Origin of the sequence: Rubellimicrobium thermophilum DSM 16684, assembly GCF_000442315.1 — a bacterium.
Taxonomy (GTDB): Bacteria; Pseudomonadota; Alphaproteobacteria; order Rhodobacterales; family Rhodobacteraceae; genus Rubellimicrobium; species Rubellimicrobium thermophilum.
In genome coordinates, this window is the sequence record NZ_KE557324.1 from 267,563 (window position 1) to 285,974 (window position 18,412).

Consider the following 18,412-nt stretch of genomic DNA (forward strand, 5'->3'; position numbering starts at 1 on the left):
AAATTACACCAGCTCCTCGGACGCTAACGAAGACGGTCAGGCCGGAAGCCGGGCAGCGCATGGTCCTGGCCACGATGCAAAAGAGCCGCATCGCCGCGGCATCCGGCCGGGATCCCGCCGCGATGGGAGTTGGCTGCCCTCTGGAGCCGGCGACACCCGGGCAGGGGCAAGAAGGTTCTGTGGGCTCCCGACGGACACGCCTCTTGTCACGGCCTGGTGGCGGAGGACTCCTGCCCGCATGGAATGACGGGCGATGCGACCCGTCGGTGGGGCTGTCCGCGGGCTGTGGAGGACACCGCGATGGTGCAGGTCTCCCGACCCCCTTGCCATTCGCGGCGCCGCGGGGCACATGGCGCCTACGGAGCGGTGGCCGAGTGGTCGAAGGCGCACGCCTGGAAAGTGTGTAGGCGGGAAACCGTCTCGAGGGTTCGAATCCCTCCCGCTCCGCCACTTGCCCCCTGAGGCGCGTTCTCCCGATCCGGCTGCGGCCGGATTTTTCCGTTGTATTCGAGGGTTATGCGGGAGGGGCTGAGCACTGCCCCTGCTGCCAGGAGGTTCGGAAGCGGTCTCTCGGGGCCGGTATTCTCCGGACCTGTTGACTGGACGTGCAAAGGTTCAGTTCATGCAAGATGTTGAAATGTCATCGTTTCGGTCGATGCAAGGCTGTTGACTTCGACGACAGGGGCTGCCCGTCGAGATGGAACGGAGATCGAACCTTCGCCGATGATGCGATGCGATCGGAAGATCAGCCAGGGTTGCTTTCAGCTCTCCTCCAATCATTCCGTGTCGCGAATGTCGCCTTCGCCGATCTCGATACTGGGCGCGCCAGTTGCCAGCCATGAGACCAGCGCAGCGCAGGTCGCCGTGACCTGGTTCGGCTTGCGCAGCGCGCATTCCCAGATCGTAGCGACGCGCCACCCATCTGCCATCAGAGCCTCGCATGCCGCACGATCGCGCCTGACGTTCGCGGCGAACTTCGCCTGCCAGAACTCGGGCTGGGTGGCGGGCGTGGTCGCATAGCGGCAGCCTTCGTGACGGTGCCAGAAGCAGCCATGCACGAAGATGACGGCCCGGTGTTTCGCGAGGATCATATCCGGCCGACCGGGGACACCCTTTCCATGAAGCCGATACCGGAAGCCGCGTGCGTGAAGCGCGCGCCTCAACACCATTTCCGGCTTCGTGTCCTTGCCCCGTATCCCGGACATCATCCGCGAGCGGGTCTGCCTGTCGACGATATCTGCCATTTGCCTCCTGGCCTCTGCGTCCGGACCTGGTATACAGCCTGAAACCCGAATTCGAGAGGCCCCTGATTTGCCAGCCACTTTCGGCATCGTCGATCTGTTTGCCGGCCCGGGCGGGCTGGGCGAGGGATTTGCGTCCCTCGATGTCGGCGGCCACGCGCCGTTCCGGATCGGCATCTCGGTCGAGAAGGAGGCCTCGGCGCATCGCACGCTGACCTTGCGCGCCTTCCTGCGGGCGTTTCAGGCGCGTCACGGAGCGTTGCCAAAGGCCTTCATCGACTTCCACGCCGGGCTGATCCCGGAGCCCGACTGGAGCGCGGTGGATGCGGCGGCGTGGCGGCATGCGACGACGGAGGCGCAATGCCTCGAACTCGGGACGGAACCGGCTGCCGCCGCCATCGATCACGCCATCGGTGCACTGCGCCGGGAGTTCGACGACACCATCCTGATCGGCGGCCCGCCCTGCCAGGCCTACTCGCTTGTCGGGCGCGCGCGGGCGAAGGGGAAGGTCGGATACGTCCCCGAGGAGGACGAGAGGCACTATCTCTTCCGCGAATACATCCGCGTGCTCGACCGCCTGCGCCCCGCCGCCTTCGTCATGGAGAACGTCAAGGGCATGCTGTCCTCGACGGTCGAGAGCCGCCTCGTCTTCGAGATGCTGATGGAAGACCTCGCCTCGCTCGGCACCGGGCGGGGGCATCACTACGAGATGCGGGCGATCCGGGTGGCGGACGGCAGCGCCAGCCTGCGGGAGGCCGCGCAGCCCTCGGATTTCATCGTCCGCGCCGAGGAATGGGGAGTTCCGCAGCGGCGTCACCGGGTTATCATCGTCGGCACCCGTTCAGATCTTGCGGAGAGGGCTACGGGGACGAGTGTGCCGGTTTCAGGGGTGACACGGACGGTCGATGACGCCATCAGCATGATGCCGAACCTGCGCAGCGGCCTGAGCCGCGGTCGCGATGACCCGGCGAGCTGGCAACGAGAGGTCGTCGAGGCCGCCCGGTTGCTGGCAGGCATCCACCGGGGCAAGGAAGACGGGCCGCTGCGCGACGTCTTCTCCGCCGTTGCAAGGGGCCTGCAGAACGGGCTGCCGGCACCCCGCCAGTCGGCACGTCTCCCAGAGGGCTACGGCACATCGAACGACGAACTCCTCGCCTGGCTGGAGCGCCCTGCGTTGCGCGGTTTCGCCCAGCACGAGACACGCGGGCACATGCCGTCGGACCTCGGGCGATATCTGTTCGCTGCCGTCTTCGGCGCGGTGCGCGGTTACAGCCCGAAGGCTTCCGATTTCCCGCTGTCGCTCAGCCCCGACCATCGCAACTGGCACAGCGGCGTCTTCAACGACCGCTTCCGGGTCCAGCTCGCCGGCGAGCCATCGACGACAGTCACGAGCCACATCTCGAAGGACGGCCACTACTTCATCCACCCCGATCCCATGCAGTGCCGCAGCCTCACCGTGCGCGAGGCGGCGCGCCTGCAGACCTTCCCGGATGACTACCTGTTCCTCGGCAATCGGACCCAGCAGTACGTCCAGGTCGGCAACGCCGTGCCGCCCTACCTCGCCCGCCAGATCGCCCAGCTTCTCCTGCGCGGTCTTTCCGGACCGCTGGCCGACGACTCGGTGGTGGCGAAGTCCGAAGACAATGCTTCTCGCAGCTCCGAGATGTCCTGCGCCAGCAAGCCCGAATCCGAAAGCCTGCCTAGCAGGTAGTCCAGTGCGTTCCGTTCGCTCCGCTCGAGTGCAGCGTGACCTTCAGCGAGATTTTCCAGAGCGGACTGTGACTTTGGAGAGAGCCAGCCGCGCCGTCTGGCTTCCTGCGTCACGTTACGGGCTGCTTCCGCGAAGGACACCTCAGACAGCGGACGCATTGCCTGGTCGACGGGGCCTTCCGGCACGCCGAAAACTCCGTCGAGGAATGTGGCGAGATCGCCCGGCGGCAGGTCCGCAAGGGACCTGATCTCGTTCCGGACCCGGATGCGGAGGATCGCGCGACGCATGATGTCCTCCATGGCCCCCTTGCCATGATGGCGCGCAGCGCGGAGCCAGACCTCTGCGACCGCAAGGGCAAGAACGTGATCGCCCCCGATGCTCGGTCGCTCGGTAATCTGCACGAGGGCATCTTCGGTCAGCGCATCGAGCAATCCCCAGCGCTCGGGATGCCCAGGCCCCCGGTCGAGTGCACGGCCACGCATCCAGAGCCTCTGGAAGGTATTGCGCACACCTCCGGCATAGCGCTCTGTCGAGCTGCCGAAGCGCCAGTAGGTGATGTCCGGGGCCATGACAGCGGCAACAAAAGCCCAGACATCATCCCGGAGGGCCTCGCCGGTAGTGAAGAGGTCGGATCGAGCAAGCCAGGCGGCGGCCTCGGCATCAAAGCCGGCATGGGACTGCCGGGCGCCCTGCTGTCCAAACCCATGTTTCCGGGCAATTGCGACGAGATCCTGCCGCACGGATGCAAGGTACGTCGCAGGGACGGGTGCGCCGCCGGTAGCGGCAAAGCGTACCTGATCAGGAAGATAATCGGGGCGAAAGCCCCCCCAAGCGGACGGGCCATGCTCGAGAAACCTGCGAACGATGACGTCGCAGGCCGGTCCGGGCAGTCTTGGAAGCAGAAACGTCATTCCGGAACTCCCGGCTCTGCGAGCGCAAGCATGGTTGAGCGGAAGGCGCCCGGACGGCTTTCGAGTACGGAACGGATGAAGGAAGCGTCCTTGCCAGGCCACGCCTTGCGCAGCCACGTTGCGGCCTGAGCACCGAGCGACCCTGGCTCCGCCGCATCCATCATCGTCTCGGCTTCGGGGTCGGCAAGAAACCGCTCGCAGATCTGACTCATGACATCGCCAAGAAGGAACTGGATCGTGACCGGGTCCTCGTCCTCGATCCGCTGAAGGGTCTCGCCGGACTTCGCGTTGAGGTAAAGACGAACCGCTCCGTGGAAATCGCGCGTCCAGTCCCCCGGCGACCAGTGCAGGTGCCACGGCGCAGCACCCGCTATTCCGCCACCGAGCATCTGCGCGAGGTCCACCGTCTCGATCGGGAAGCGTGGCTCCTCGCCCTCGAGCCTGACCCGAATATTCTCCGACCAGAGCCGGTCACCGGGATGGACGGGCGACAGCGCCGAGGCCTCTGAGGGGGCATTCGCCAGAAGGAACTCCGTCTGCAGGTCGAGGACCATCGAAAGCTGGCGGCCCTCGATGGTCTTCTCGAACTCCCAGGAGGTGTCCCCCGAACGAAGTTCCCGACGCGTGCGGGAAAGGACCTGGCGGGGTAGCCTGCCCTGACCCGTCCCGATCCTCACCGAGGCCACCGCGGCGAGGCGATCGGCCGGGATGCCGAGGTCGGACGCTGCCAGTTCGAGATTCAGTCGCAGCGTCCTTCGAACTCGGATGTCGCTGGCGCTGTCCCAGTGAGGAAGGAACTCGCCCGCGGCGGACCATTCGGCACCGTCCAGAGAAATCTCCCATGCGGAGGCTTCCACGGCCGAGTCGGAAAGCGTGAGGAACGGAAACGCAACCCGACGATTCATGTTCCGGCCTCCGGAATGACGTCAGCATCGGCCGTCACCGCGCAATCTTCCGGCACACGGACACGGATCTCGAACCGTCCTTCCCGGCCGCCAAGGTCGATGGTGTCGCCAACGGTTTCCGCATTTCCGTCCAGCCACCTTACCGACAGGACGTCAGGCCTGCCGACGGTGTCGTCGACTGATCCAAGCGTCGTGCCTTCCACTGCCACGGAGGCCGAAGCAATCAGCTTCGCACCACTTCGCAGCGCGTCCTGCGTCACCTCGGTGAGGAAGACGGCAATCCGTCCGGCATCGCCAGCCTCGAGGCGCTGAAACACGGGACGACTTGCCCGCGCCCTCGAAGGGCGCCCGCCTCCGGATCCGCCGGAACCTCGCCGCCGCCCGGCGCCGTCGCCCCCGACGTTTTCGAGCACAGCCCCAAGGCGCCCGGCAAGGCGCGCAAGCGGTGGACCGGATCCGTCCCCCGGCCTTCGCGAGATCGGCTCCATGCCCATCTCGGAGGCGATTTCCTTCAGGCGCTTCAGCGCTATGTTGACGTAGCGCTTTTCGTTGCCTTTCGGCAGGTTGTCGGGAACCCAGTCATCATGGGCAGGCGGTTCGGAATCCGCAAAGGCCTGCTCTACCTCATCCTCGTCGCTGGCGATGAACACGCCTGCCCATTCCAGCCGCGCGTCGGGGAGCGGATTGCCCTCGAGATACTTCACGACGAGCTCAACGGGCCGCATCAGCGCAATGTGGTGCATCTGCTCGGGGACAAGCCGGACGTCCTCGTCCGCAGTCAGGTAGCGTCTCGGCGACCGCAGGCCCTTCTCGATGGCGAGCGTGCCGAGGATCTTCTGTGGCCTCTGGGACTCGATCCGCCGAACATTGTTTCCCGTGCGGGCCCGCGCCGCGGTCATTGCCTTGCACAACAGATCGAATGGGGCGAATTCCTCTGGCGCCGGAACGAGCAGTTCCCGATCCTCGACCATCACACTGCAGGCAAAGCGGTGCTTCGCCGGGGCGTCGCGCATCATCCGCGGCCAGAAATTCCAGAGCAGCGTCTCGACGATCCGGTTTCCGTTGCCGTCAGATCGTCCTCGTCGGTCTGGAAGCCGAGGATCATGATCGTGGTCCCCGATCTGCCCGGGCCGCGTTCCGGCAGACCGAGTTGACCGGCCAGCGCCGAGGCGGTATCACCCGTTGCCGGATCGGCGATCCCGTCCGCCGGATCCCTGACGCCCCACCAGTGACGGCCTGTGAAGCGCCTCCTCATCCCGTTCTCCGGCTTTTCGAAGGAGCGGCCGACATGGCATGCCATCAGGCGCCGCCCCTCCGGACCAGCTCCGTCGGGCAGCGAGTCCACGATGATCGTACTGCAGGCGCTGGCGCGATACAGGGCGACCTTGCCGAAGCCGTAGGTGCCGCCCCCTTGTTCGGTGTCCCGAGCTGTGCCGATGTTGCGAAGGAAGTCGATGAAGTCGGTCCTTTCGGTTCCCACCGGGATCCGGTCCGAACGTGTAGGGCCGCCAAGGCCGACAGTGCCGAAGTCGCAGATCTCGAGAACGACAGCCCTCTCGGCCTCAAGGAAGGTTGAAATCGCTGTGGACGACCCGGGTTCCTCGGGGATCTCGGCAAGGATGAAGCGGCGAAGGACGTCGCGCTGGGTGTCCGAGAGAGTCCGCATCCTGATCAGGATCTCGGGCCCGACGCCCGGTCGCGCGGCATCAGCAATGTTCTGGACCGCTTCCCGAATGACCGTCTGCAACAGATCGAGCGTTGGCGCGCCGAGCAGACGGCGGAAGTTCTCACCGATGTTTCCGGTCGAACCGTAGGGCTCGGAATGGAGTTCGAGCGGGCTCAAGGTCATCCTGACAGCTCCCTGAGGAGTGAGGCGAATTCCTCCGGCGGGCACTCCGCGTCAGAGACATGACCGAGATCGATCCTGTAGGTCGCATCGACGATACCTGCAGGGATCCTTCCGCCGACAAAGCTCGAAGGGGCGATCCGGGGAAAACCCGGGCCAACACGGTAGAGGCGTTCTGCCTCCGCCCTGAATGCGAAACGGTTCCATCCGGCGTCATGCACATCCGTGCAGCCGACGGCCGCGAGCAGCGCCCGCAGTCCCGCAGGGTCATCGGCGCGCAGCAAGGCCCTGTCTCCGAGAGAAGCCACGGTGAGAAGGCCGCCCTCGACCGCCTCGAGGACCAGATGCGCAAGGTGCAGAGATCCGCCCGCAGGCGGTTCCAGCTGATCGATGCCGTTGATGGTGACCTCGTGGGCCCCGGCGCCGAGCGATGCCTTGACCTCCAGCGAGACGTCTCGGGCCCGGAAGTCGTGCCGGTCGCCGGCCGGCCCGCGCCAGCAGCGCCAGGCCGACGGCGAGATGTCAAGGAGCCGGTTCACCACGACCAGCTCGGCCACGAGGCCGACAACCCGCGATCTGTCAATCTCGCTCCCTGCTGGCGGGACGAGAAGCTCGCGGAAGTCATCGAGCGCACCTGCCACTGCCGCGACCCCGTCCTTCCGGTCGGCCAGACGGCGGACGATGTCATCCACGACCTCGCCGAACACGGCTTCGAGATCCGGCGACATGCAGATGACATCGAGAAACCGGATCGCGCGTTGCCCATGCGTGAGAGTCGTCAAGCCGATCTTCAGGGCATTGCCCATCGCGAGACCACCGATTATCTCGCCCGCGGCAAGCGGCACCAGCAGCCGCGCCTCACCGCCGGAACCGACGGCCAGCCGGACGGGCCCCGCCTTCGTCGTCGCGGGAAGAGGGAGCGAGGGGATACCCAGACCGTCACCGTCGGTGTGCCCTGCCCGAAGGACGTTCCAGCGTCCCTGCGGCGGGCTCTCCTGCTCGAGTCTAGACACCTGCTGCCTCCGTCTGCGCAGCCTCCTCTTCCTCGATCTCGGCAACTTCCTCGGCCGACAGCGGCTGCAGCTCCACCGAGACGAAGTTCCCCCCCTCCGTGACCGATCCGGGGAAGACGATCCCGATGCCGAGCACGTCGTGCACGGCATCGAGCGGCACTCTCGCCTTGCTCTCGCGCTCGGGGCGCGAGTCCCGCGCGATGGGATAGAGCAGGAGCAGCGGAACCTGTCCCACCAATTCAAGCCTCGCCGCCTTCAGTTCATCCCAGCTTCCGTTGGCTTCCACGGTGTCACCGCAGTCGAAAACCACATCGCGTCTCGACATGAGCGCCTTGATGTCCGCGATCCCGTTCGTGTCCTTCAGCCTGGCGCGGTTGACCGTCCTGACGGAGCCGATCGTACCGAGAGGAGCATCGGAATCGCGACCGCGGCCGGACTCGACGATACCGACGTTCCATGATGAAAGGCGCGGATCCGGCCCGTCGATGAACGGTACCAGCATGGCCGGCAGCAGGTCCGCCTGGGAGGACTCGACGGAATAGGCCTCGAGGAATCTGCGGACCGACGACCTCGGCACGTTGCGCCAGAGCTTGCGATCCCCTGCGTCCCGATCGCGCAGTCCAAGCGCCTCGATACGGCTGACAAGTTCGCTGCCTGCTGCCCAGTTCCTTTCGAGCAGTCCGGCGTCGGTGTGAGCGAAACGGAACGTCTGACGATGGGTTCCCCAGTAGCTGACAGCACAGCGCCTTGCGGCGCGCATCTTGTTTGCCGCCGTGATCGCCATGCCGGGGATTGCCCTGATCCGGACCGCCAGGTCCATCGGCGTGAGGTCGCGGAGCCGATACTGCTCGATGTCCTCCCTGATTTCCTGCTCGACGGAGGCAAGCGCCCTGAACCTCAGCTTCAGACCGCGCGGCATCCAGATCCGCGGAAGATCCTCGTAGCCGGGCCGATAGCCGAACCAGCGTCCCATCTGGAGGAGCGTGTCGTACTGGTTTGCCGTTCGCAGGAAGTAACTGACCATGAGGCCTTCGAGGGTCAGCCCCCGGGCGAGGATGGAGCCGCCGACCACGATGTAGGTCTTCGGCCCGCCGGAATAATCGATCCTGTCGTCGCTTGCGCCGTTCTCGACCGGGAACTCGATGCCGTCGAGCACCTCCGGCAGATACCGGAAGACATCTTCCAGTGTGACAGGCTTCGCATCGGTCAGGTCGTCCGGCAGTCTTCCCAGTTCCTCGTCCCAGACTCGACCGAGCCGGGATCCGATGTCGGATGCCGGATCGACAAGATCCTTGCGGTGCACGTCGACCCAGCCCTCGATCAGCGCCGCAACCCGCTCGTGCGCGCGAACGTAGGCTGATGTGTGCACCAGCATCGTCATGTGCTGGTCCCCATGTCCGCGGGCGCGCCGCGCAGCGCAGCACGCGAGGAAGTAGAGGATGGCAGCCTCGAGACTCGGCGTCATGGCAGGCTGGAAGGCGTCACGCTCCCTTCTGCTGCGCGGCTGCAGTCCCGCCTCATCCTCATCAGGCACGTCGCGGATCATGTCGAGCCCTTCCTCGTCGGGCCGCACGTCCTCCGGGTCTACCGGCGTCTTTCCGAACAGACGCTCGGTGCCGAAGTACCGATCTGGTTTCGGCAGTGCCGTGATGAAGTCCCGTGGATAGAGGTCGTCGAGCTCCTGGCCGTCGACACGGTAGGGGTTGATCAGCACATTCGCGAAGGGAGTGGCGGTGTAGCCGACATAGGTAACAGCCGGGAGAAGTCCGAGAAGTTCGCGGATGCGCTGGTTGATGGCCGTCATGTCGAGCTCGCCCCGCGCCGAGTTCACGCTTGCCTGGTCGCATTCGTCGTCGATGACGAGAACCCGGAGCTGCTGCAACACGGCTGGCAATGTCTCCCTGATGGCCTTGCGCAATTCTCCAAGGGGCGAGACGTTCTTCTTTATGACGGCCAGCTGCGCCTTGTCGGAGTGGGAGAGGAAACCGCCCTGAGGCGGTGCCCGGAAATCCCTGTCCACCTCGTTCGACGTGAGCACCTGCCAGTTCAGGGGATTGCGGCGCACGAGGTCGGAATACAACCTGATCTGGGTCTGGTGCCGCAGCTTGTTCGTCAGACCGGCGAGGACGATCACTGTGTCGTAGCCGGCGTCGAGTGCCTTGGCGATGACGGCCGTCATGTTCGCCGTCTTGCCCGACTGGACGTGGCCGACGACCAGTCCGCGGCATGAGAACTGGCTCCTCGACGCATCCCGAGGGTTCTCGAGAAGAGAGACCACCTCGTTCGATGCGTCATCGATGTCGCGCACGTCGTCCTCGTGCCACTTCTTCTCGTTGAGAAGGAAGGACTTCACGGCAGGCCAGTGCAGGTCCGACGGTCTCGGGCCGAAGTACCATTCAGGCCGTTTCCTGATCACCGAGTGGCTGTGGAGTATCTCGATCTGTTCGAACTCGCGGGCAACGATGGCGGCGGCCTCGTCGATTTCGCCGGACAGATTAGCTGCAAGCCCGGGGGAGAGGAGGTCGAGTTCGGCGCGAACGGCTGCAACCGCGCTTTCTATATTGCCATGCCGAGGCAGCGCCTGGCGAATACGTTCAACCAATCCATCAACTTGAGGCCCCGGCACAACGCTCTCCCTACTGAAACACGAGCAATCTCCAGAAGAACTGGATCAAGCCCAAGCAATCACGCGATGATTTCGGGATCAAGTCGAGGATTGGATTGGAAGTGCCGAAAATGTCAGAAAGACTTCCGCTGCACCTCCCACTCCTCCGGGAACCCGTCCATCAGCCTGGCCAAGGTCAGCTCTGGCCCCTGCTTCCCTTCGAGGATCGCCTCGACGATGTCCGGCGCGAGCAACGTCAGGCGCAGGACGCGGGTGAGATAGGAAGGCGCGATCCCCTCGCGCTCGGCCAGTTCGGCGATGGTGGCGAACTCATCCGACTCGAGAATCTGCTTCCAGCGGAACGCGCGCGCAAGGGCCTTGACGAGGGCATCGTCGGGGCGGCGGGGCGCGGACGCGCCGTCGGGGAGTGCGATTGCCTTCCGCCCGCCACGCTTCACGACGCGGAACGGGACGTGGAGCGTCACGGTGTCAGGGATGGATGCGCCGCGTGTCATGCTGCGGCCTCGATGCCGCCGGTCAGCATCTCGCGCGCGAGGCTGCCGAGCCCGTCGACGCGGAGCCGGAGGTTCAGCCCGTTCACGCCGATGTCCACGCGCTCGACCAGCAGCGCCACGATGCGGGCCTGCTCTGCGGGGAAGAGTTCGTCCCACAGTGGATCGAGCTGCTGCAAGGCCGCGCGGGCGTCTGCCTCGGTGATGTTGTCGTCCAGCGTCCGCGCCGCCTTCCACGTCCCTGCCACGATTTCCGGCTGGCGGAAGACGGCGCGCAGCTGGTCGATCACGGCTGCCTCGATCTCCCCCGCAGGCACACGTCCGACTGGGCACGACCCGGCGCCGTGCTTCAGCACGGTCTGGCTGACGTAGTAGCGGTAGAGCCTGGCGCCCTTGCGCGTGTGGGTCGGCGAGAAGGCCGCGCCGTCCGGCCCGAACAGCAGCCCTTTCAGCAGCGCAGGCGTGTCGGCGCGGGTGCGGGCGGCTCGCTTGCGGGGGCTCTCCTGCAGGATGGCATGGACGCGGTCCCACGTCTCGCGGTCGATGATGGGGTCGTGCTCGCCGGGATAGCTCTCGCCCTTGTAGACCGCCTCGCCGATGTAGGCGCGGTTCGAGAGCATCCGGTAGAGGTATTTCTTGTCGATCCGGTTGCCGCGCGGCGTCCGGATGCCGCGCGTTGCCACCTCGCGGGCCAGCACCGTGCAGGACCCGATCTCGAGGAAGCGCGCGAAGATCCAGCGGACGTGCGCCGCGGCGTCCTCGTCCACCACCAGCTTCCGGTTCTCGACGCGGTAGCCGAAGGGCGGCACCCCGCCCATCCACATGCCCTTCTTGCGGCTGGCGGCGACCTTGTCACGGATCCGCTCGGCGGTCACCTCGCGCTCGAACTGGGCGAACGAGAGCAGGATGTTGAGCGTCAGCCGCCCCATCGACGTGGTCGTGTTGAACGACTGCGTCACCGAGACGAAGGTCACCCCGTTGCGATCGAACACCTCCACCAGCTTGGCGAAGTCGGCGAGCGAGCGGCTGAGGCGGTCGATCTTGTAGACCACGACCACGTCGACCAGCCCGTCCTCGATATCCTCCAGCAGCCGCTTCAGGCCGGGGCGTTCCAGCGTGCCGCCGGAGATGCCGCCGTCGTCATACTGATCGCGGACAAGTACCCAGCCCTCGGACCGCTGGCTGGCGATGTACGCCTCACAGGCTTCGCGTTGGGCGTGCAGGCTGTTGAATTCCTGTTCCAGCCCTTCCTCGGAAGATTTCCGGGTGTAGATGGCGCACCGCAGCTTGCGGACGACCTTCGGTTTTTCAGGCGGCTTCGTCACTTCCGCCCCCTGTGGTTCTTGAGCCCGAAGAAGGTCCAACCGTTCCAACGCGTGCCGGTGATGGCGCGGGCGATGGCGGACAGCGACTTGTAGGGCCGCCCCTGCCATTCGAAGCCGTCGGAGGTGACGGTGACGATCTGCTCGACGCCCTGCCATTCTCGCAGCAGCCGCGTGCCGGTGATCGGGCGGTCGCGATCGGCGCGGATGCTGCGCTTCTTGCTGTCGCCGCCGTCCAGTTCCTCGCCCAGCCGCTCAAGGCGCCGGATCGTCTCCGGCTTCAGCCCGCCATAGGCCAGTTCCTGGATGCGATAGGCCAGGCGGGATTCAAGGTAGCGGCGGTTGAACGGCGGCGGTTCGCTGTCGAACAGGTCGCGCCACTGCGCCTTCAGTTCCGGCGTCGAGGTGGTCTTCAGCGCGGCCAAGCGCGCAGGGATGGGATCGGGCTTGTTCATGCATTTCTCCGGTGCGTTGGAGTTGCATGACGGCATTGGTCGGACGGATAGTGTAGGCAACGTTCTCCAGTATCGTCAGATACTTCGCCCACCTCCCGCATCCGCAACCGAACCAGCCCGAGCGCCAGCAGGCCGCACAGCTCGGCCCGCCGCTCGGCGGGCGTCATCAGATGGGGCGGCAGGGGATTGGGGCGTTTCATGCAGGGCGGGTCCGGGAGGTGTCGCCCTTCCTCTACTCACCGCCCGTCCGAACCGTCCCATCGCGGACGATCCGGCGCGAACGACCCGTCGGAGGACTCGACTCCCGGTTGCGCGATCGGCTAGAACATAATTGGAACAAATGTGGCGCTTGCCCAGAGGACGGTGGGGCCGCTTCCTCCGGTCCCCCGAGCGCGATCTGACCGCAAGCCCGGATCGGATCGATGGACAGCGGTCATGTGCCCGGTCGGTTGCGAGCGTTTCGAACCGGAAGGAGCATGCATGACCAGGAGGATCAGGAACTTCGTAGACCGCGCCTTTTCCCGGACGGTGGATCTCGAGCTGCTGCGCCGTTTGCTCGATCCCTACCTTTCGCAGATCGGCCTCGACTGGGACGGTCTGCCGGAAGACGAGACCGAGCGACGCAGGCGGCTCTTCGATCTCTTCGCCCGCGCCGACCGCCGGTTTCCGGCAAGGCTGCAGTTCGCGCTCTACAACATCTCGACGCTCGCCACCGAGGCCGGGGCCCGGATCCTGCAGGAGATCGCCGCCGAGGCGGGTGTCGACCTGCTGGCGGGCCTCCGCCGCGGGGGCGAGACGGACGACCGAAGGTTCACGCCGCGGTTCATCGCGCTTGCCGCGTTTCTCGATCATCGTCCGATCTTCGATCGCGCGCTCGGGGCCGCAGCGTTCCTCGCCCACGCGTCCAAGCTGGAACGCGACGCCGAACGCGCGGACGCAGAGCTCCGCCACGACGATCCGGGGGTGCAGGCGGCCTTCGCGGAGGCCGTCCGGGCCTGGTTCTCGGGCCGCTACGACGGACATTTCTGCGAGGTCCACTGGTTCGACGAGGACGACCTGCTGCGCATCCTGGTGCTGCACGGGACGAAGGCAGAGACGAAGAACGTTGACCGGGACGGGGCCGAGGACACTGTCAAGTTCCGCGAGATCGTGCAATCCACCCTCGAATACGACCGGCGGCGCGGGGCGATCGCGGTGGGCTCGAAATCCGCTCCGGACGCGAAGAAGCTCGCCCGCATCTTCGGCGAGCATGTCCTGGGAGACGCCGAGATCTTCGAGGCCTCGGCGGCGGAAGAGCTTTACAGCCTCGCCCCGCTGCAGGCCGCCGGGGCGCCCTTCGCGTTCCGCCCCGATCCCGAGGGCGACATCACCCATGTGGCGCTGCGCGAGATCCGCATCGACGAGACCGCGCGGACCGCTGCCGGGCGACTGCGCCGCTCGCCTTGGACGATGACGCTGCGGGACACACAGGATGCCATCGCGCGGCTTGCCCGCGTGGCCCCGGAAATCGACATCGCGGAGGTGCGGATCGTCCACGCGAAGATCGACGTGACGATCGAGGTGGACGGCAGCGAGACCGTCGTCCCGGTGACCATCCGGCCGCCCCGGACGCTCTCGATGCGGGATCACTCCCACGAGCGCCCGATCCTCGAGATGCTGGAAGACCATGACGTCCGCAGACGCCGCCCGTCTCGCCGCACTGCTGCTGCAGCTGAGTGACCGGCACCCGATCCCTGCCGTGGCCGGCTCGGACCTCGACGGGGTCGAGCCGCGGTTGCTGCGCTCGCTGCGCGCGCGCGGGATACTGATCGAGCGCGCCGACCTGCGTGATGCGGGCGATACCGTCATCATCGCCGACGGCAGCGGCGGGCTCGTCGAAGTCGATCCCGAAACGGGAGAGGTCGTCCGGATCGACGACCCGCAGTCCGTCCGGCACCACGACATCGATTTCGCGGCGCTCTGCCGCGAGATCCGGAAGCAATCCGGCCTGACGGGCCCCGGCCCCGTCGAGATCGCGGCGCGGATCTGGCGGCTCGGGCGCCATGCCGCCGGGGCTCGCACCGCAGAGGTGTGCCTCGTGCGCGGGCTGCGACCCCATCGGGTGCAGGAGGCCCTGGATCGCATCCGGGGCGCCATCGCAGCCGAAATCCCGGTGGTCCTCGTGTCCCTTTCGGCCTGCGATCTGCCGCCCTCCGCCCTGCGCCAGATCGAGGGAGCACGCGCCGTGCTCGCGCAGGCGCAGACGCTTCTTGCCCACGACCCTGACCGGCCCTTCGCTATGGCGTTCGGGCAGGTGCGCCTTCCGGCACCGAGGGGCGGCCCCGAGGCGCGCTTGCGCATCGACCGGACAGGGCGGCGCGCGCTGTTCGACGGGGCGGAGCTCGCCATCGAGCACCGGGACTTCGGGGCCTTCGTCCTTCTCGCCGAGGAAGCGGCCGATACGGGAGGTTTCGTCTCGAACGACCGCATCGCCGCCGCGCTGAAGGCGGCCACCGGGCACGACAGCAATCCCGAACAGGTCGACCGCTGCGTGCATCGGTTGCGGAACGCCCTCCGCAACCATGCCGGGCCCCGCGACGTCCCGAAGGACGGCTTCATCGAGCGCCGTTCCCGCATCGGCGCCCGGCTGAGATTGCCGGCCGAGGCCATCGGCTTCCTCGACTGAGGGGCAAGGCCGGGGCGGGAGGTTTTCGGGAGGTTTTCGGGAGGAACCCGAGAGATAAGGGATTTCGGCATGTTGCACGGTCGGGTCGTGAACGGAAACGACCAGGACCTTCGACATGCACCCTCCGATCTCCCCTTCCGACCTTGCCACGCTTCTCGACGAGGCCGATCTCGCGGCGCGGCGCCTGCACCGCAGGCTCGCGCTCCCCGAAGCCGATCTCGACGATCTCCGCCAGGACCTTCTGGTCGATCTGATCTGCCGTCTGCCGGGGTTCGATGCGCGCCGCGGCAGCATCGGCGCCTTCGCCGGGCTCGTCCTGCGCAATCAGGCGTCGCGCATCGCGATCCGGCACCACCGCCAGCGCCGGGCTCAGGGCGGCAGCGTGCTGTCCCTCGACGCGCCCGTTGCCGGCAGCGCCGAGCCGCTGGGGTGCCTGCTGGCCGAGGCGGACGGGCTCGCCGCCTGGCAGGGGCAGGACCGCTGCCCCATCGCGGAGGCCGAGCTGCGCCACGATCTCGCCCGCGCGCTCGCCGACCTCGGGCCGGCCGACCGCAGCCTCTGCGCGCGCCTCGGCACCTGCGCTCTGGCCGATCTGGTCGGCCGCGACGGCCTCTCCCGCTCCGCCCTCTACCGCCGCCTCGCGCGCCTGCGGCGCGAGCTCGCCATGCGCGGGCTTGGGGGGCGGTGGGACGGTTTGCGGGCGGCGTGAGTAGAGGGAGGACATGGAGATGCTTGTCATGCCCCCAACCGCCTTCGCCCCGGCGCGGCCGCGACCGCTGACCGATATCGAGTTCTGTGCCTGGGTCGGCCAGGCGCTGCCCGGCGACCGGCTGGAATACCACCGCGGCTTCCTCGGGATCGACAGCGCGCCGGTCGTCTCGACCCTGCCCGAGCCCGACCGCCGCCGGCTCGCCGCGCTCGGCGATGCCGCCTTCCGCGCCTTCGAGGCCGGCCTCGTCCATCTCGCGCAGCTGCGCCTCGGCCCCGACCGCTTCGCCTATCTCGCCATCGCCCGGGGTCGACCGCGCAACGCGCCCGTGCCCTTCGCCCGCCTTCTCGCCGAGGCCGCCTGATGGCCGTCCCGTTCCCCTCCACCGGAGTTCCCGCCATGCCGCATCCCGACAACACCCCGCATTTCAACGATCTCGAACGTCTCGCCCTCGGCGACATCGCGGCGCTGCCGCCCGAGATGCTGCTGGACCTGCAGACGACCGCGCTCGCCGAGACTGCCCGCGTGAAGCGGCTGCGGGACCGGCTCGAGGCCGGGATCGCGCAACGCTACGAGGGCGCCGCCGCGGCCGAGCGGACCGCGCAGGGGAAGACCAGCGGCACCGTGAGGGTCGAGGACGAGGGTGTCGTGGTTGTCGCGGACCTGCCGAAGAAGGTTTCCTGGGATCAGGACCGGCTTGCCGCCATGGCCGAGCGCATCCGCGCCGCGGGCGACGATCCCACCGAGTATCTCGAGATCGCCTATCGCGTTCCCGAGCGGCGCTACGGCGCCTGGCCCGCGGCGATGCGCGAGGGCTTCGCGGACGCGCGCAGCGAGACCACCGGCAAACCCGTCTTCCGGCTCGAGGCTCGAGACCGGTGACGCGCGGCGGCGGGACGCCCGGTCGGCAACGCCGGGCAGGTTCCCCTTCGGCACCCGGTCACCCCCGCCGCCGCGCACCCTGAACACGAACCCCGGAGAACCCCATGGCCTTCCGCATCATCACCGCCGACGAACGGCTCTCGGCCGCCGAGAACAAGACCTCGATGGCCATCTTCGGCCCGCCCGGCGTCGGCAAGACGACGCTCCTGAAGACGCTGCCCGCCGAGGAGACCGTCTGCCTCGATCTCGAGGCCGGCATGAAGTCGGTGCAGGACTGGCGCGGGGACTCGATCCCGGTGCGCAGCTTCACCGATTTCCGCGACCTCGTCGTGCTGATCGGCGGGCACGACCCCGCGCAGCACCCGCAGTCCTGGTACGGCGCCGAGTATCACGCCTGGCTGCAGCAGCAGTATCTCGGCACGGGCATCGAGGACTTCCTCGCCCGCAAGCGGATCGTCTTCGTCGACTCGATCACCGACCTGACGCGTCAGGCCATGGCCTATGCCCGCCAGCAGCCGGAGGCCTTTTCCGAGCGGACCGGGAAGCCCGATGTCCGTGGCGCCTACGGGCTCCTGGGCCGCGAGGTGATCCAGGCGCTGAAGCACCTCCAGCACGCCCGCGGCAAGACGGTGATCTTTGTTGGCGTGCTCGAGAAGGTGACCGACGAGTTCGGCGCGACGACATGGCAGCCGCAGATGGAGGGCACGAAGGCCGGGCGCGAATTGCCGGGCATCGTCGATCAGGTCGTCTCCATGCAGCTCTTCGGCCGCGACGCCAAGGGCGACTGGACCCTCGACGAGACCTCCGCCGAGCGCCGCCTCGTCTGCCGCTCCGGCAACCCCTGGGGCCTTCCCGCCAAGGACCGCTCCGGCCGCCTCGATACCACCGAGCCGCCCGATCTCGGCGCGCTGATCGCGAAGATCGACGGCCGCGCACCCGCCCACTCCGCAAAACCCTCCTGATCCAGACGCAAAGGACAGATCCATGAGCTACGATCTCAATGATGCCCAGCCGCAGATGGCCCCCATCGGCGAGCTGATCCCCGACGGCACCTTCGCCAAGGTCCGCCTGACCGTGCGCCCCGGCGGCGTGGACGGCGCCACGCCGATGGACGCCAGGCTCCTGAAAGCCTCGCAGTCGAGCGACGCGAAGATGCTGGACTGCGAGTTCACCATCCTCGAGGGGCCGCATGCCCGGCGGAAGTTCTGGCAGAGCTTCACCGTGGCGGGCGGCAAGGTCGACGAGAAGGGCCAGTCGATCGGCTGGAAGATCTCGAAATCCACCTTTCGGGCGATGGTCGACAGCGCTCTCGGGCTCGATCCCAGGGACGAGAGCCCCGATACCAAAGCCAAGCGGGTGCTGCCCGGGCTCAAGCATCTCGACGGCATCGTCTTCGCCGCGCGGATCATGGTGGAACCCGCCTCGAACCCGCAATACCGCGACCAGAACCGGATCGCGAACGTCGTTCTGCCCGACGAGCCGCAGCATGCCGCGATCATGCGCGGCGAAACCGTTCCCCCGGAGCCCGTCAACGCCCCGCCGCGCAAGGCCGCGAGCGCGCCGGCGCCGGGCTGGCAGGCGCCCACGCCGGCATGGGGTGCGCAGCCGCAAGCCCCGGCGGCGGCTCCGGCCTGG

At 67.2% G+C, this 18,412-nt stretch carries 17 protein-coding genes, 1 tRNA gene and 1 pseudogene; 9 read left to right on the forward strand and 10 right to left on the reverse strand.

Annotated features, from left to right (window positions below):
- Nucleotides 1-360 precede the first annotated feature (360 nt).
- A tRNA-Ser gene (locus tag RUTHE_RS13550) sits at nt 361-450 on the forward strand.
- A gap of 326 nt (nt 451-776) precedes the next feature.
- Here RUTHE_RS13550 and RUTHE_RS13555 read toward each other — a convergent pair.
- Entirely contained in the window at nt 777-1,418 is a 642-nt protein-coding gene (locus RUTHE_RS13555; RefSeq protein ID WP_342662251.1) for a very short patch repair endonuclease, read from the reverse strand.
- Between RUTHE_RS13555 and RUTHE_RS13560 the strand changes: the two genes are divergently transcribed.
- Entirely contained in the window at nt 1,312-2,952 is a 1,641-nt protein-coding gene (locus tag RUTHE_RS13560) for a DNA cytosine methyltransferase (protein WP_021099038.1), read from the forward strand. The genes RUTHE_RS13555 and RUTHE_RS13560 overlap by 107 nt on opposite strands.
- A 206-nt stretch (nt 2,953-3,158) precedes the next feature.
- On the opposite strand, the pseudogene RUTHE_RS18800 reads toward RUTHE_RS13560, so the two are convergent.
- The 9 genes and pseudogenes from RUTHE_RS18800 to RUTHE_RS13595 all read right to left on the reverse strand — a co-directional run.
- Nucleotides 3,159-3,863 (reverse strand): annotated as a pseudogene (locus RUTHE_RS18800) (DUF6339 family protein); the annotation flags it as partial.
- Nucleotides 3,860-4,768 carry a hypothetical protein gene (locus RUTHE_RS13565; protein ID WP_021099040.1) on the reverse strand — a complete coding sequence of 303 codons (909 nt, stop codon included), beginning with the start codon at nt 4,766-4,768 and terminating at the stop codon, nt 3,860-3,862. The gene RUTHE_RS13565 and the pseudogene RUTHE_RS18800, both read right to left, overlap by 4 nt.
- The gene (locus RUTHE_RS17110; RefSeq protein WP_021099041.1) at nt 4,765-5,784 is read right to left on the reverse strand and encodes a hypothetical protein; all 1,020 of its coding nucleotides are present in this window, start codon (nt 5,782-5,784) and stop codon (nt 4,765-4,767) included. The genes RUTHE_RS13565 and RUTHE_RS17110 overlap by 4 nt, the downstream gene beginning before the upstream one ends.
- Complete coding sequence (locus RUTHE_RS17115; RefSeq protein WP_021099042.1) at nt 5,781-6,617, reverse strand: hypothetical protein; 837 nt, start codon at nt 6,615-6,617, stop codon at nt 5,781-5,783. Before RUTHE_RS17115 ends, RUTHE_RS17110 begins: the two co-directional genes overlap by 4 nt.
- Complete coding sequence (locus RUTHE_RS13575; protein WP_021099043.1) at nt 6,614-7,627, reverse strand: PD-(D/E)XK motif protein; 1,014 nt, start codon at nt 7,625-7,627, stop codon at nt 6,614-6,616. The genes RUTHE_RS17115 and RUTHE_RS13575 overlap by 4 nt, the downstream gene beginning before the upstream one ends.
- On the reverse strand, nt 7,620-10,229 hold the full coding sequence (locus RUTHE_RS13580) for a Z1 domain-containing protein (protein ID WP_211217761.1): 2,610 nt from the start codon (nt 10,227-10,229) through the stop codon (nt 7,620-7,622). The genes RUTHE_RS13575 and RUTHE_RS13580 overlap by 8 nt, the downstream gene beginning before the upstream one ends.
- A gap of 137 nt (nt 10,230-10,366) precedes the next feature.
- Complete coding sequence (locus tag RUTHE_RS13585; protein WP_021099045.1) at nt 10,367-10,747, reverse strand: hypothetical protein; 381 nt, start codon at nt 10,745-10,747, stop codon at nt 10,367-10,369.
- Nucleotides 10,744-12,069 carry a recombinase family protein gene (locus RUTHE_RS13590; protein ID WP_021099046.1) on the reverse strand — a complete coding sequence of 442 codons (1,326 nt, stop codon included), beginning with the start codon at nt 12,067-12,069 and terminating at the stop codon, nt 10,744-10,746. Before RUTHE_RS13590 ends, RUTHE_RS13585 begins: the two co-directional genes overlap by 4 nt.
- The gene (locus RUTHE_RS13595) at nt 12,066-12,521 is read right to left on the reverse strand and encodes a DUF2924 domain-containing protein (RefSeq protein ID WP_021099047.1); all 456 of its coding nucleotides are present in this window, start codon (nt 12,519-12,521) and stop codon (nt 12,066-12,068) included. The genes RUTHE_RS13590 and RUTHE_RS13595 overlap by 4 nt, the downstream gene beginning before the upstream one ends.
- A 480-nt stretch (nt 12,522-13,001) precedes the next feature.
- Here RUTHE_RS13595 and RUTHE_RS13600 point away from each other — a divergent pair, with 480 nt between their 5' ends.
- The 7 genes from RUTHE_RS13600 to RUTHE_RS13630 all read left to right on the forward strand — a co-directional run.
- Entirely contained in the window at nt 13,002-14,240 is a 1,239-nt protein-coding gene (locus RUTHE_RS13600; RefSeq protein WP_021099048.1) for a hypothetical protein, read from the forward strand.
- Entirely contained in the window at nt 14,188-15,186 is a 999-nt protein-coding gene (locus RUTHE_RS13605) for a helix-turn-helix domain-containing protein (protein ID WP_021099049.1), read from the forward strand. The genes RUTHE_RS13600 and RUTHE_RS13605 overlap by 53 nt, the downstream gene beginning before the upstream one ends.
- Before the next feature lie 115 nt (nt 15,187-15,301).
- Nucleotides 15,302-15,895, forward strand: coding sequence for a sigma factor (locus RUTHE_RS13610; protein WP_021099050.1), 594 nt, complete (start codon nt 15,302-15,304; stop codon nt 15,893-15,895).
- Between the two features lie 13 nt (nt 15,896-15,908).
- On the forward strand, nt 15,909-16,259 hold the full coding sequence (locus RUTHE_RS13615; protein ID WP_084465102.1) for a hypothetical protein: 351 nt from the start codon (nt 15,909-15,911) through the stop codon (nt 16,257-16,259).
- A gap of 35 nt (nt 16,260-16,294) precedes the next feature.
- A complete protein-coding gene (locus RUTHE_RS13620) occupies nt 16,295-16,777 on the forward strand; it encodes a hypothetical protein (protein ID WP_007426703.1) in 483 nt (160 codons plus the stop codon).
- Between the two features lie 104 nt (nt 16,778-16,881).
- Entirely contained in the window at nt 16,882-17,739 is an 858-nt protein-coding gene (locus RUTHE_RS13625; RefSeq protein WP_021099053.1) for an ATP-binding protein, read from the forward strand.
- Between the two features lie 22 nt (nt 17,740-17,761).
- On the forward strand, nt 17,762-18,412 hold a 651-nt coding region (locus tag RUTHE_RS13630; RefSeq protein WP_021099054.1), incomplete at its 3' end, for a hypothetical protein.

Coding starts and splice junctions, on each gene's coding strand:
- RUTHE_RS13555 (WP_342662251.1), bottom strand. CDS start 1,418: ATGCCGATCCGGAACGGCGCGTGGCCGCCGACATCGAGGGACGCAAAT.
- RUTHE_RS13565 (WP_021099040.1), bottom strand. CDS start 4,768: ATGAATCGTCGGGTTGCGTTTCCGTTCCTCACGCTTTCCGACTCGGCC.
- RUTHE_RS17110 (WP_021099041.1), bottom strand. CDS start 5,784: ATGATGCGCGACGCCCCGGCGAAGCACCGCTTTGCCTGCAGTGTGATG.
- RUTHE_RS17115 (WP_021099042.1), bottom strand. CDS start 6,617: ATGACCTTGAGCCCGCTCGAACTCCATTCCGAGCCCTACGGTTCGACC.
- RUTHE_RS13585 (WP_021099045.1), bottom strand. CDS start 10,747: ATGACACGCGGCGCATCCATCCCTGACACCGTGACGCTCCACGTCCCG.
- RUTHE_RS13595 (WP_021099047.1), bottom strand. CDS start 12,521: ATGAACAAGCCCGATCCCATCCCTGCGCGCTTGGCCGCGCTGAAGACC.
- RUTHE_RS13600 (WP_021099048.1), top strand. CDS start 13,002: ATGACCAGGAGGATCAGGAACTTCGTAGACCGCGCCTTTTCCCGGACG.
- RUTHE_RS13605 (WP_021099049.1), top strand. CDS start 14,188: ATGACGTCCGCAGACGCCGCCCGTCTCGCCGCACTGCTGCTGCAGCTG.
- RUTHE_RS13610 (WP_021099050.1), top strand. CDS start 15,302: ATGCACCCTCCGATCTCCCCTTCCGACCTTGCCACGCTTCTCGACGAG.
- RUTHE_RS13615 (WP_084465102.1), top strand. CDS start 15,909: ATGGAGATGCTTGTCATGCCCCCAACCGCCTTCGCCCCGGCGCGGCCG.
- RUTHE_RS13620 (WP_007426703.1), top strand. CDS start 16,295: ATGCCGCATCCCGACAACACCCCGCATTTCAACGATCTCGAACGTCTC.
- RUTHE_RS13625 (WP_021099053.1), top strand. CDS start 16,882: ATGGCCTTCCGCATCATCACCGCCGACGAACGGCTCTCGGCCGCCGAG.